Below are 13313 nucleotides of genomic sequence, written 5' to 3' on the forward strand. Positions count from 1 at the left end.
CGGCGGCCGCCGGGTCCAGCACCTCGCACGCCGTCGGGCCCCGCAGGTCCGCGACCGTCGCGTCGGTCGCCAGGCGGACCCGCACCTGCCCGACGGGCGGCGGCGGGAACTCCTCGTCCGCGTCGGGCGCCCCGCTCTCGCGCTCCGCCTCGCCCATCCGCACCGCCCGGCGCACCCGCGGCGCCCCCAGGCTGGCGACCGCGCCCTCGCCGTCCAGCAGCGGCGACACCGCACCACGGAAGTCCCACGCCCCGTACAGGCCCAGGTGCACCCGCAGCACGAGGTCCCCCGCGAACCCGAGGAACAGCTGCTTGCCGACCGCCGCCGAGGTCAGCAGCTCGCGCCCGTCCAGCAGCGCGGCACCCGCCGCGAACCGGCCCTGCGGCGACGACACCGCGACCCGGCGGCCGACGTAGTCGCGGGCGAACTGGCGGGCGATGCGGTGGACGGTGTGACCCTCGGGCATCCGCCCAGGTTAGGCGCCCCCGGGCCCCCGGTCCCGGCCGGACGGGTGCGGGGCTGGTTACGCTCGACCGGTCAGCCGCCGCTCCCGCACGAGGTCCCGATGCCCACCACCGCCGCACCCGACCCCACCGCGCCCGTCGACGGGACGCCCACCCGCCGCCCGCGCCGACGCGCCGCCGTCGTCGCCGGAGCCGTGGTCGTCGCCCTGGGCGCCGGAGCCGCCGGCGTCGTCGCCCTGCTCGGGCACCGCGAGGACCAGGCCGCCGCGCGGGCCACGCGGGACGCGGCCGTCGCCGAGCTCGACCAGGCACGACAGGACTTCGAGGACTGGATCGACGCCGGGCACGCCAACACCGAGCCCCAGGGCGGCTGGGTCGACCAGGCGCTGATCGACGACCTGGTCGCCGTCCTGGAGCGGGCCGAGGCGTTCGACACCACCGAGCCCACCTCGGGCAGCCTCGCGGAGCAGGCGGACGCCGCCGAGGACCTGCGCGACGACGTCCTGGCGCTCACCGACGAGGTCATCGAGAACATCACGACCGTCGGCAACGCCCAGTACTTCGGGGCCGTCGCCGTCGAGCAGGAGAAGTACGACTCCGCCCTCGCCGGGCTCGACGCCGCGCTCGCGGCCGCGGACCAGGCGCTCGCCGCCGGGACCGGCACCCCGGAGGCCCGGGACGCCGTCACCACGGCCGTCGCCGAGGCCCGCGCCGTGCGGGACGCCGAGCGCAACTTCCAGGACATCGACGTCGTCATCAACGGCTGGAAGGACCTCGCGACGGCGCGCTCGCGCGTCGAGGCGGCGGTCGGCGCGCTCGGCGCCTGAGCACCCCTCAGGACGCGCCCGCGCCCGGCACCTTGTCCGTGACGTCCGCGTACCCGGCGGCGACGGGCGCCGGGGCGGGCGCGTACACCAGGCGCAGCACGCCCGTGCCGAACGCCTCCGAGCGCAGCAGCCGCATCGGGTACCGGGTCGCGCCCTCGTCGAACAGGCGCTCGCCCGCCCGCGCCGCCACCGGGTGCACCAGCAGCCGCAGCTCGTCGAGCACCCCCGCCGCGAGCAGCTGCCGCACCACCGACAGCGACCCGGCGACCAGCACCTTGCCCACCGCCGGATCGGCCTTGAGCGCCGTCACGGCCGTCACCAGGTCGCCGTCCAGCCGCTCGACGTTGCGCCAGCCGAGGTCCTGGTCGCCGCGCGTCGCCACGACCTTGCGGACGTCCCCGAGCTGCGCCGCGAACGTCGCGTCCTCGCCGCCCGCCGCCTCCCGGTCCGGCCACGCCCCCGCGAAGGAGTCGTAGGTGACGCGCCCGAGCAGCAGCACGTCGACGTCCTCGTAGTCCTCCCCCACCGCGGCGCCCATCGCCTCGTCGAAGTACGGGAAGTGCCACTCGGGGTCGATCTCGGCCACGCCGTCGAGCGAGATGAACAGGGTGGAGACCAGGGTCGCCATCGCGGGTCCTCCGGGGTCGTCGGGGCGCCGGGTGCACCCGGGGTCCATCACACCGCGCCGGGGGCGGGTCCGACCAGACCCCCCGAGGTCCGCGAGACCGGGCCGCTCCTCTGGTGCGTCAAGCCGGGAGCGCGCCGTGCTCGAGCTGTCGGAACAGCTCGCGGGCGATGTGGCGCTTGAGGCAGCGCCGGATCTCGCGGTCGGTCGTGCCCTGGGCGCGGCGGTGGTCGACGTCGTCGCGCGTGCGTTGGTCGTGGCGGGTGCGTGAGAGCGCGATGACGTGCAGCGCGCGGTTGAGCTGACGGTCCTCGGACCGGTTCAGGCGGTGCCGGGTGGTCATCCCGGAGGACGCGGGGATCACGACCACTCAGGTCGCACTCGCCACCTGAGAACCGCTGTCACCTACCCGTGCAGCAGACCCCCCTGCTCAGCGACGCCCGCGCTCGGACTGGCCCGCACCTTCGCGGAACCCGGCCCGAACCATGCGCTCGAGACCCCCCGCCACACACCCCGGCGGTACCCAGAAAAGGGTATCCCTCTGCCTCGCCGGAGGGAATCCCGCGCTCACAACTGTGTTCCTACCCTCATCCCGCTCAAGGACGCCGACGCCGCCAAGGTAGAATTGAGAACGCACTGATCTCGATGCGCGCGCCGGACTCATGCATTCGTAGAGGCCAGGCGCTTGGGCATTGAACGCGTGCCGCTTAGATCCAGCGCGACGTCGCCGTAGACCGGCGTCCGCCCGGACGACGAATCACTACGCGACGAGACCGACGTCCGCCACGGCAGGCGACGCAACGTAACTCCGGTACCGCGGAGACCTCCAGGCAGCCAGGGCCCGCTGAGGCCTCCAGACCGAGGTCTGGCACCACCAGGCGCCGCCCGGCCGGATCGGGCGCGAGTACCGCAAGCGCGGCCACCAACCAGCACCAGGCCGACAACGACATCGGCGGGCGGGCTGCAAGTCGACGGCGGTGTCGGCCGTAAGCACCTCGTCGACCGCGCCTCATCCTCGCCGCGAGCCCGGGCCGCCACCCGGTCGGCCAGACTGGCAGGTATCCTCGCGCAGCCGCGGCGAGGAGCATCAGATCGATGCCCGGCAGCACGACGGCGACACACCCGTCACTCAGGGACACGATCTTGAGCGCGACGTCGCACCGCGGCACACCGCGGTGTCCCGGTGGGCCCCTCCGAGGCCCCGAGGAGCCGCCGGTCGACCTCGACGCCCGGGCAGGTGCGAGCCACACTCCGGGCGGCGCCCGACCCCAGCACCGGAACACAGTGGAAGCCCTGTAGATCACCGGGGGTTTCCACAGGCCGAGCTCCTGTTTGCGCCCGCGCGCCCTTAGGCTCCGGCACTGCATTGGCAGGCGTTGTTGCAAGCGGCTATCGCTGGCCTAGTGAGCCCGGATGATGAGGAAGAAAGAGCATGAACAAGCACATTCGGAGGACTTCTGTGGCCGCGGTCACGGCGGCCCTGGTCGCTGCGGTAGGGATGTCGGCCTTCGCGGTCGACGGACCTGGATCAGGAGCAGGTGCCGAGCTGCTGTCGCAGCCGCGGGTCGCCGCAGCGGAGGTCGCGTCCGAGGTGGGACCTACTCTTGACCTCGGGGCGCCGAACCCGACGGACCTGGGCATTCGCGAAGGGGTGATGCCACGGGCGGCGTCGGCCTCGGCCAACTCCCCGGCGAAGTGCTCGGGCTCGACTGACTATCCCCACAAGTCCGGCCAGCAGGCCTCGGTGCACGCACGGATCGCGTGCCGCGCTACCGTCACGCGGCTGGAGACCGTGACAGTCCTGACTCGTGACCGGTGGTACGGCCCTGAGCAGGTCGCGTCGGACTCTTCGGCGACCAACGGCAAGGCCACCTCGTACGACGCCCACCCGCACTTCACCTGCAAGGGCACGGGGACGTACACCTACCGCGGTTACTCCCAGCACGCCTCGCTCGAGGGTGGCACCGTCTACAAGGCCAGCACCTCGAACTGGCAGGTCCCGGGCAAGAGCCGCTTCACCTGCTGACGGTCCGCACCCGCACGGGTCGGGGGAGGGTTCATGAACACCAGCGAAGCAAGGACCAGGCGCACCCCGTTGCCACGTGGGCGCCTGGCCGTCGACCGTCCCCCGCCCCGCGCTCCGTGGCTGCTCATCGGCCAGGACCGGTACCCGCCCCACGCGAGCCGCTGGCACGTTCCAGGGCGTCAACACACCAGCACCGCAACGACGCTCGCCGATTACAGCTGGCCAACAGCGCCGGTCGTCGACGGGCGCCTCCGGTTCGCGCTGTGGACACGGCTGCTGCCGTCATGGCTCACGCTCTCCTGCTACCGCGACCGCGAACCCGCGCGTCGGGGCACCCGCCCCGATGCCATCGTCGACGTGATGGCCGGCGACGGCCTCGCCCAGATCACACGCACCGGCGCCCGGTGCGACATCGAAGTCGACGCACCACAGCCGCGCGCACCCTTCGTCAGGGTGGACCTCGGCTACGACGTCCGGACAACACCCGAGGCGCAAACCTGCCACGCCGCCTACCTCCTGCACATCAGGGAAACAAGGTGAGACGCCTGTACCTGGTCGGGGCTGTCGCACTGATCGGGGTCAGTGCCTGCGTGGCGGGCTGGGCAACCGCACAGACCAACACCGACGGAACTGACCTTTCCTCCGTCGGCGCGTCCGATGCGGACCCAGGCCGACACGGCGTTGAGCTCACCGCGACGAACGAGCTGCCACGCGTCGTCCCGTCGCTCACGGTGGACGAGACCACGATCGAGCCCCTCTACCTCTCCTGGCACCAGCCAGGGCAGGAAGCGCGCACGATCACCCCCAGCAGCGGCGCCACCGCCGCGGACTACCCGACGGTCGACCTCGACACCGTGCTGGAAGCGTCACTGGACTCCACCGTGCCCCCAGCGGTAGTCAACGCACGGTTCTACCACCGTCTCGGTCCCGACGGCTTGCCTGCCGACGCCGAGGACTCTCATCTCGAATGCCTCAGCCCGAACCCCCGGTGCACCGTGCGCGCGACGAGAACCGGGATCGACCTACGGATCGACGCCGACCCCGCAGCAGTTTTCACCGTTATCGAAATCTTCTACCACAACCCCGGAATCGCACCCGAACCACCATTTTCAATCGCAACCTACGGATTCAACGCCAACATTGACAGGTCACACCTCGCCCCCGTGGTGAGAAGCACCCGCTCGACGCCGAGCAGCACGACGACCAGACGCAGATCACCCCGGGGCCACGTGCCTGCAGCACCCCGCGAGGTGCGTCAGCCCTGATGCTGGTGGGTCGAGCCGCAATCCGCCACCATCGGACGGCAGGTCTCCACCGAGCGGGCTCGAGCCGCCAGCGACGGGAGCTGGCTGCCGCCACGGCAGCGACAGTCGCGACGTCGACGAGCACCCGGGCGCCACCACACCGCGCGCACGAGCGCGACAGCTCTGGCGCGGAACTCCGGCGGATGCGGCTTCGGCGTAGTTCGCACCTTCTCTCTGGAGAAGCCGAACCACCAGACCCCATCTGGCAGCCGAACCGTAGGGCAGGTCACGCTGTCACCTACCCGTGCAGCAGACCCCAGGCACAACCCTCACAGTCAGTCCAGCACCACGACCCCGTCGCCGAAGCCGAACAGGGTGCCGGACACGGACGCCACACTGTTCACACCAGCTGGCATCGGCTCCGCCCACAGCCGGGCACCGTCCCGGAGCCGGTACGCCGCCAGCACGTCGTCGCCCGAGTCCGGGTCCCGCTCGACGCGCAGCAGCGACACCCCGTCGACCGGCGGCCCGTCGAGCGACCCGGAGGTCGACACGCCCGCGGGGGCACGCCAGCGCACGTCGCCCGTCCGGAGGTCGACGGCCCACACCTCGCGGCTGCTGCTGCCGTAGACGACGCCGTCGAGGACGGTCACGCTCCCCATGCGCGTGAGCAGGTCGGGCTGCTCCCAGAGCACCGCGCCGCTCTCCCGGTCGACCGCACGCAGCAGGCCCGTCGCCGACCCGTCGAGCCGGTGCAGCAGCACGGTGCCCGGCGCGCTGCCGTCGTCGACACCGACGACCACCGGCTGCCCGTCGACCTCCGTGCTGCCCGTGCCGTCCGCCCCCAGCAGCCGGGTCACGTTGCTGCCCTCGACCTCGAGCGCCGCACCGCGGTGCACGACGACCTGCGCCCCCTCGGCCACGACCCGGCCGTCGGCGAGGTCCAGCAGGGTCGTGCGCGCCTCGTCCTGCCGCACCCACACGAACGGGGCATGCGGGTGGGTCCCGAGCACCCCGATGCGTACGGCGGCGACGTCGTCAGCGGCAGTGTCGGCGGCGTCGGCAGCGTCGGCGTCGAGGTCCGTCGTCCACGCCGGCTCGCCGGACTGCCCGTCGACCGCGCGGACGGTGAGCACGTCCCCGGCGCGGGTGGCCCGGATCATCAGGCCACCACCCGCCACCGTGGACTGCTCGCCCTCGACGACCTCGCGGGAGGTCACCGACCGCGACGGCCCGTCGACGCGGGCCACCACCGCCGTCGCCGTCCCGTCGGGTGCGGTGGTGGCGATCTCGCACCACACCGCCCGGGCCGGTTCCTGCTCGGGCCAGCACCCGACACCCGTCCCGAACGCGGGGTCGCCGGACGCCGCGCCCAGGCCGACTCGCCACTCCTCCGTCCCGTCCCGGGGGTCGACCGCCGACACAGACCACTCACTGCGGTACTCGGCCTGGCTCGCGCCGACCAACCAGGTGCCGCCCGCGCCGTCATCGACCTCGACCGACCCCGGTCCGACCCAGCCGCCGGACGGCTCGTCCCCCCACGGCGTCGCCGTCAGCGGCGGGGTCACGGTGGTCCCGATGACCCCGTCGACCTCCCGCAGCCGCTCGACGACCGCCCGCTCCCGGGCGTCCGTCAGCGCCTGCCACCCGACGACCCCGAGCACCGCGACGACCGGGACGGGCCACCAGCGCCGCAGCAGCCGCCGGGTGCGCGCCCGGCGGGCGGCGGCGCGCGGGTCGGCGTCGTCGGGCGCGTCGGCGCCGTCGACCTCGACGAGCTCGACGTCGTCCATGCGTCGGGTGGTCACGCCGCCGACCCTAGGCGCTGCCGCTCGCTCGCGGGGCGGGTTCCGGGCGCGGTGCCGGCGGACGCGGCGAGGCCCCCGCCGGGTGCTCGGCGGGGGCCTCGTCGTGGTGCGGGTCGCGTCACGCCGTCGCGGGCGCGGCCCCCTCACGGCGCTGGCGGACCAGCTTCCGGGTCACCAGGACCACGGCGCCGACCATCAGCAGGCCGAGCACGGCGTCCGCGGCCCACAGCGCCCACTGCCACGGCGGGGTGACGGCGACGAGGCGGCTGTCCGCGGCGAGGCCGTTCATCGCGTTGCTCGCCGTGACGGCGTAGGCGATGTTGTGCGACGCGCGCCGCATGTCGGCCAGCACCGACGGGGTCATGTCGGCGTCGGAGAGCTTCCAGAGGGTCGCGTCGGTGTTCAGCCACAGGTCGGTGCCCGCGGCCAGACCCGCGCGCAGGTCCTCGTAGGCGAACACGGAGAACGACGCCTGGTCGGTGACGACGACGCCGCGGAAGCCCCACTCGTCGCGGAGCGCGGAGGTCATCAGGCCCTCGTGCGCGCCGCTCCACCGGGCGCCGAGCCGGTTCATCGACGCCATCATGCCGCGGGCGTCGGCGTCCCGGACCATCATCTCGAACGGGGTCAGGTAGACCTGGCGGATCGCCTGCTCGTCGGCGAAGGTCGCCAGGCCGATGCGGTTCGTCTCCTGGTCGTTGAGGGCGAAGTGCTTGGCGAACACCAGCACGCCCTTCGACTGCGCGCCGTCCACGACGGCCGCCGACATGGCGCCCGAGAGCAGCCCGTCCTCGGCGTAGTACTCGAAGTTCCGGCCGCTGTACGGGGAGCGGTGGATGTTCGCCGCCGGGCCGTACCAGCCGGCGACGCCGAGGGCGATCGAGTCCTCGCCGATGGCGGCGCCGAACTCCTCGGCCAGCGCGTCGTCCCAGGTCGAGGCCAGCACGATGGCGGGCGGGTAGCCCATGCCGGACTGACCGCCGACGAGGGTGTCGGAGATGCCCGCGGGGCCGTCCTTGTCGACGGTGGCGGGGAGCTGGACCGAGTCGACGCGCTTGGTCGCGTAGCCGCCGACGCGCACGAGCTCGTCCATCTCGGCGACGGTCATCTGGTCGAGCAGCGCGTCCCACGCGGGGGCGTCGTGCTCCTCGCCGACCAGCATCGCGGCGGTGAGCTCGCCGAACTCGTCGCTGACGGTGCCGGTGACCGGCTCGGTGGCGTCCGGGTCCTCGACGTCCGGGATCTCCAGGTCGGCGAGCAGCTGCTCGGGCGCGGTCCACGCGCCGTCGGCGTAGGTCGTCGGCCAGGTGCCGGTCCAGTCCGCGCGGCTGAGGTAGGTGAACTCCGGGTCGTACCTCCGGATGTCGACGTCCTCGAACTGGTTGGTGATCGCCTCGCCGGTGGCCTGGGACACCGCGTAGGTGGTGGTGTCGGCCGCGTCCACCGTCACCTGGTGGGTGAAGGTCGCGTCGCCCTCGGCCGTCATGCCGTCGGCGGTGGTGAAGCCCTTCGCCGCGAGGACGTTGTTGAGGGCGTCGTGCGCGTCGTGCCCGGCGGCCAGGTAGTAGTCCCCGGCGCCGACGACGTACGTCCCGGCCCCCTCGGAGTCGTACGCCTTCATCAGCTCGCGCGGCACCTCGACGGCGACGGTCTCCTGCTCGCCCGGGGCGAGGTCGCCGGTCTTGGCGTACCCGGCGAGCTCGACCGCGGGCTTCTCGACGCCGGCGGTGCGGTCGGCGTCCGTGTACGGCTGCTGCAGGTACACCTGCACGACGTCCCGGCCGGCGACGTCACCGGCGTTGGTGACGGTGACCTCGACGGTGAACGCGTCGTCGCCCTCGGTGACGGCGTAGTCCGTCCAGTCGAACGTCGTGTACGACAGGCCGTGGCCGAACGGGAACTGCACCGCGGTCGCGTAGTCGAACGCCGCCGGGTCCTCGTTCCCGAGCACCACGTCCTCGTACCGGGTCTCGTAGTACCGGTACCCGACGTACACGCCCTCCGCGTAGACCATGTACTGGTTGCCGCGGTCGACCTCGCTGTTCACGATGTCGTACGAACCGAGGTTGGCGTTGGCCGGGGCGCTCAGCGAGTCGTACGCGTACGTGTCCACCAGCGCGCCGGAGGGGTTGACCTCGCCGGACAGCACCTGACCGACGGCCGCCGCGCCGGTCTGGCCGAAGGCGCCGACCCACAGGGTCGCGTCGACCGGGTACTCGTCGAGGAACCCGAGCTCGACCGGGTTCTGGGTGTTGAGCAGCAGGACGACGTCGTCGAACTCCGTCGTGACGGCCGTCAGCAGGTCCCGCTCCTCGCGCGTGAGCTGCAGGTACGTCGACCCGTCGGCGTCCGGCGTCATGCCGAGGTCGCCGGACTCGCCCCCCGAGCGGCCCAGCACGACCACCGCGGCGTCCGCGTAGTCGGCGTAGGACGCCGTGACCTCGGCGGTGTACGCGCTCTGCGGCACCTCGTTGACCGCGAACTCGCCCTCGCCGTAGACGTCCGGCACCGTCTTGCGGTACTCGGCGCCCGGCCCCGAGGCGTAGAACTCGCGCAGCACCGGGTTGACCTCGAACCCGGCGTCCGCGAACGACTGCTCCAGGTCCACCGCCGTCGAGGCGTCCAGCGAGCCCGCGCCCGTGCCGCCGTAGACCGGGTCCACGGAGTCCTGGCCGAAGACGCTGATCCGCGCACCCCCGGTCAGGGGCAGCACGCCGTCGTCCTGGATCAGGGTGATGCCCCCCGCGGAGATGCGGGTGCCGACGTCGGCGAGGTACGCGTCGCGCTCCGCCTCGTCGGTGTACGTCGCGGGGAAGTAGTCGGCGTCGCCCTCGGCGCCGTCGGCCGTGACGACCTTCTGCGTGGACTGGTCGAGGTAGACGGAGATCAGGTCGGAGTACGTGCTCGCGTACACGTTGCCGACGACCAGCCCGCCCGCGAGCGCGGCGCAGAGCGTGTACGCGCCGATCGCGACGGGGGTCGACAGCCGCCGTGGCTGCTTCCGGGACATCTGTGGCCTCTTCTCGTGCGGGGAGAACGCCCGGGCGCGGGGAAGGGCGCGACCGGCGGCGCCGGGGGCGGGGTGCGGGGGCGGTGGCCGGGGTCGTCGTCGAGCGCGTCCGGTGCCCCGCCGCGGTGCCTCGCCGCCGGTGCGCGACGATCGGACCACGGGGTGCGCCCGGCCCGGGGGGCCGCGGAACAACTCGACCGGTGGGGTGCACAACCTGTCGCGCCGATCACCCCGGGGCCGCCGCCCGGGCGAGGTGGTCGGTGAGCGCGGCGAGGAACGCCCGCCGGTGCGGGCGGCTCACCGGGACCTCCCGGCGGGTCACCAGCCGGCAGGTCGTGGCGCGCACCTCGGTGACGTGCCGCAGGTTCACCAGGAAGCCGTGGTGGCACCGGAAGAACCCCGCGCCGTCGAGCTGCGCCTCCAGGTCCTTGAGCGGTCCCGCCACGACGTGCGGCCCGGCGAGGGTGTGGACCCGGACCCGGCGCCGGGACGCCTCCAGGCACACGATGTCCGCCGCCCCGATCCGCACGGTCCCCGCGCCAGCCGCGGCGACGAGGGCTCCCGCCGTGCGGTCGGCGTGCGCCCGGGCCACGACCCGGTCCAGCTCGCGGCCGAGGGCCTCCGGGGACGCGGGCTTGACCAGGAACCCCGCGGCGCCCACCGCGTAGCCGCGGATCGCGTGCGCCGCGGCGCGGGTGACCAGCACGATCGCGACGTCGGGGTCGCGCTCGCGGATCAGGGCGGCGGCCGTCAGCCCGTCCGTGCCGGGCATCTCGACGTCCAGCAGCAGCAGGTCCGTGCGGGGGTCGTGCGCGGCGACGGCGTCGGCCCCGTCGGTGTGCACGGTGACGTGCAGCGGTACGCCGCTGCGGCGCTCGTAGGCGCGCAGCGCGGCGACGAGCTCGACCGCGTCGAGCGGGTCGTCCTCGACGACGACGACGTGGATCACCGGGGCGCTCCTTCGCTGTCCCTGGGGGTGGGGTCGGCGAAAATCTAGCGCCATCGGGTTTCAACCGCCGAACCGGCTGATCAGACAGGTCGCGGGGGTCGTCCACCGACGTCCGCTGCTTCAGAATCCGCGTCGACCCGAGGTTCGCGCTCGGTACGCTGACGGACATGTCCCCGGCCCCGCGTCCGCCGCGCGGCCCCTACGGCAAGACCCGCGGCCGCGTCGAGCTCGTCGCCCGCACCGCGCACGAGGTCGTCCTCGAGTCCGGCCACCGCGCCCTCACGCTCGCCGAGGTCGCCCGGCGCGCCGACCTCTCCGAGGCGCAAGTCCTCTACCACTTCCCGTCCCGCGACCACCTGCTCGTCGCGGCGCTGAAGCACGCCCTCGACCGGCAGGGCGAGGACTACGGCCACCGCCCCGTCGCCCCCGGGACCGACCCCGTGGACGCGTTCGCCGCGAACGTCAACGAGGGGCTGTCCGACCCGCCCGTCCTGCGCCTGTTCGTCGCGATGTCCGCCGAGGCCACCGACCCCGACCATCCCGCCCACGCCTGGTCGCGCGAGCACCACGAGGGCGTCGTCCGCGGGTACGCACGCATGCTCCGCAACCTCCAGGAGTCCGGCTGGGCGCACCCCGACGTCGAGCCCGACCGCTTCGCGCGCCAGCTCATGGCCCTGTGGGAGGGCCTGCAGGCGCAGTGGCTCGTCGACCCGTCGTTCGACCTCGGCGCCGAGGTCGCCGCGGGCGTGCGGGTGCTGGCGCGCCGGGACGCCGTCCTCGCCCGCGAGGCCGTGGAGTCCCTGGCCCACCGCCTCTGACACCGGCCGGGCACGCGCCCGGCTCGGCGGGCGGACCCGCCCGGGCGCTCGTAGCGTCGAGGGGGTCGCCGACCACCCACCGCGGAGGACCACCATGAGCCACGCCGCCCCGCGCAGCACCCCGCCACCCACCCGCGCCGCACGCCACGGGAAGCCGCACGACGTCGTCGTCATCGGCTCCGGGTTCGGCGGGCTGTTCGCCACGAAGGCCCTGGCCGACGCGCCCGTGCGGGTCACCGTGATCGACGGCACCGCGACCCACCTGTTCCAGCCGCTGCTCTACCAGGTCGCCACCGGTGTGCTCTCGGTCGGCGAGATCTCCCCCGCCACCCGGGACGTGCTGCGCCGGCAGCGCAACGCCCGCGTCCTGCTCGGCGTCGTCACCGAGATCGACCTGGCCCGGCGCGAGGTCGTGTCGCGCTCCCCGCTCGGCGAGCGCCGCACCCCCTACGACAGCCTCGTCGTCGCGGCGGGCGCCGGGCAGTCCTACTTCGGGAACGACCGGTTCGCCGACTTCGCCCCGGGGCTGAAGAGCATCGACGACGCCCTGGAGATCCGCGGCCGCGTGTTCGGCTCGTTCGAGCTCGCCGAGCTCAGCACGGACGACGCCGAGCGGGACCGCCTCACGACGTTCGTCGTGGTCGGCGCCGGACCCACCGGCGTGGAGATGGCCGGACAGCTCGCCGAGCTCGCGCACCGGTCGCTGCGCGAGGACTTCCGGCACCTGGACCCGTCGCGCGCGCGGATCGTGCTCGTCGACCCCGTGCCCGCCGTCCTGCCCGGCTACCCCGAGAAGCTGCAGGCCGCCGCGGCCCGCACCCTCGAGGACCTGGGCGTCGAGCTGCTGATGGGCCACAAGGTCGTCGACCTCGACGACACCGGCGTGGTCGTCGAGGACGGCGACGGCCGCCGCACCCGCATCGAGGCGCAGACCAAGGTGTGGGCCGCCGGGGTCGCCGCGTCCCCGCTCGGCCGGTCGCTCGGCGAGCAGTCCGGCGCGGAGGTCGACCGCGCGGGCCGCGTCGTCGTGGAGCCCAACGGGTCGCTGCCCGGGCACCCCGAGGTGTTCGTCGTCGGTGACATGGCCGCCCGGCAGGGCGTGCCCGGCGTCGCCCCCGCCGCCATGCAGACCGGACGCTACGCCGCGGAGGAGATCGTCCGGCAGGTGCGTGGCGAGCCCAGCGCGGGCCCGTTCGTCTACCGCGACAAGGGCAGCCTCGCGACGGTGTCCCGGTTCCAGGCGGTCGCGAAGATCGGCCCGGTGCAGCAGTCCGGGTTCGTCGCCTGGCTGCTGTGGCTCGGCGTCCACCTGGTCTACCTGGTGGGGTTCAAGAACCGGATCACGACCCTGCTGCACTGGGCGGTGAGCTTCGTCGGCCGGGGGCGGTCCGAGCGGACGGCGACCTGGCAGCAGGTGGTCGGGCGCGGTGCGCTGCGTTCCCGGGGGCAGGACCGCCCGACCCGGCCGACGCGGTCGGTGCTCGACGACTGAGGCGCGGGGCACGCTCTTGTCCCGATAGGTCGGCGCACGATATATATCGT

12 protein-coding genes are annotated in these 13313 nt (G+C 73.6%); 6 read left to right on the plus strand and 6 right to left on the minus strand.

Annotated elements, in window-relative coordinates:
* Window positions 1-466: DNA-formamidopyrimidine glycosylase family protein (locus tag EBM89_RS09910; RefSeq protein WP_305038141.1), on the minus strand; the 466-nt coding region annotated here is incomplete at its 3' end.
* Window positions 467-565: 99 nt separating this feature from the next.
* Here EBM89_RS09910 and EBM89_RS09915 point away from each other — a divergent pair.
* The gene (locus EBM89_RS09915) at window positions 566-1291 is read left to right on the plus strand and encodes a hypothetical protein (RefSeq protein ID WP_122149277.1); all 726 of its coding nucleotides are present in this window, start codon (window positions 566-568) and stop codon (window positions 1289-1291) included.
* Window positions 1292-1298: 7 nt separating this feature from the next.
* Here the strand turns inward: EBM89_RS09915 and EBM89_RS09920 are convergent, their stop codons facing one another.
* Together EBM89_RS09920 and EBM89_RS09925 are read right to left on the minus strand one after the other, a co-directional pair.
* Window positions 1299-1919 (minus strand): dihydrofolate reductase family protein, encoded by a 621-nt coding sequence (locus EBM89_RS09920; RefSeq protein WP_122149278.1) that lies wholly within the window; start codon window positions 1917-1919, stop codon window positions 1299-1301.
* A 118-nt stretch (window positions 1920-2037) separates the two neighbouring features.
* The gene (locus EBM89_RS09925; protein ID WP_369408640.1) at window positions 2038-2286 is read right to left on the minus strand and encodes a transposase; all 249 of its coding nucleotides are present in this window, start codon (window positions 2284-2286) and stop codon (window positions 2038-2040) included.
* A 1422-nt stretch (window positions 2287-3708) separates the two neighbouring features.
* On the opposite strand from EBM89_RS09925, the gene EBM89_RS21205 reads away from it, so the two are divergent.
* Genes EBM89_RS21205 through EBM89_RS09940 form a run of 3 tightly spaced genes read left to right on the plus strand, consistent with a single transcriptional unit; the run spans window position 3709 to window position 5207 of the window.
* Window positions 3709-3942 (plus strand): hypothetical protein, encoded by a 234-nt coding sequence (locus EBM89_RS21205; protein WP_158609618.1) that lies wholly within the window; start codon window positions 3709-3711, stop codon window positions 3940-3942.
* A 33-nt stretch (window positions 3943-3975) separates the two neighbouring features.
* Window positions 3976-4482, plus strand: a complete 507-nt coding sequence (locus tag EBM89_RS09935) for a hypothetical protein (RefSeq protein WP_122149280.1) — start codon at window positions 3976-3978, stop codon at window positions 4480-4482.
* Complete coding sequence (locus EBM89_RS09940; protein ID WP_122149281.1) at window positions 4479-5207, plus strand: hypothetical protein; 729 nt, start codon at window positions 4479-4481, stop codon at window positions 5205-5207. The genes EBM89_RS09935 and EBM89_RS09940 overlap by 4 nt, the downstream gene beginning before the upstream one ends.
* Before the next feature lie 314 nt (window positions 5208-5521).
* Here EBM89_RS09940 and EBM89_RS09945 read toward each other — a convergent pair whose 3' ends face one another.
* From EBM89_RS09945 to EBM89_RS09955, 3 genes are all read right to left on the minus strand, one after another.
* Window positions 5522-6994 (minus strand): outer membrane protein assembly factor BamB family protein, encoded by a 1473-nt coding sequence (locus EBM89_RS09945; protein WP_147463515.1) that lies wholly within the window; start codon window positions 6992-6994, stop codon window positions 5522-5524.
* A 118-nt stretch (window positions 6995-7112) separates the two neighbouring features.
* Window positions 7113-10004: a glycoside hydrolase family 3 N-terminal domain-containing protein gene (locus EBM89_RS09950; RefSeq protein WP_122149283.1), complete on the minus strand. Its 2892-nt coding sequence runs from the start codon at window positions 10002-10004 to the stop codon at window positions 7113-7115.
* Window positions 10005-10230: 226 nt separating this feature from the next.
* Window positions 10231-10953, minus strand: coding sequence for a LytR/AlgR family response regulator transcription factor (locus tag EBM89_RS09955; protein WP_158609620.1), 723 nt, complete (start codon window positions 10951-10953; stop codon window positions 10231-10233).
* A 167-nt stretch (window positions 10954-11120) separates the two neighbouring features.
* On the opposite strand from EBM89_RS09955, the gene EBM89_RS09960 reads away from it, so the two are divergent.
* Together EBM89_RS09960 and EBM89_RS09965 are read left to right on the plus strand one after the other, a co-directional pair.
* Window positions 11121-11771, plus strand: a complete 651-nt coding sequence (locus EBM89_RS09960; RefSeq protein ID WP_122149285.1) for a TetR/AcrR family transcriptional regulator — start codon at window positions 11121-11123, stop codon at window positions 11769-11771.
* 94 nt (window positions 11772-11865) lie between these two features.
* On the plus strand, window positions 11866-13263 hold the full coding sequence (locus tag EBM89_RS09965; RefSeq protein WP_122149286.1) for an NAD(P)/FAD-dependent oxidoreductase: 1398 nt from the start codon (window positions 11866-11868) through the stop codon (window positions 13261-13263).
* Window positions 13264-13313 lie beyond the last annotated feature (50 nt).

The organism is Cellulomonas triticagri (genome assembly GCF_003696205.1).
GTDB lineage: Bacteria > Actinomycetota > Actinomycetes > Actinomycetales > Cellulomonadaceae > Cellulomonas > Cellulomonas triticagri.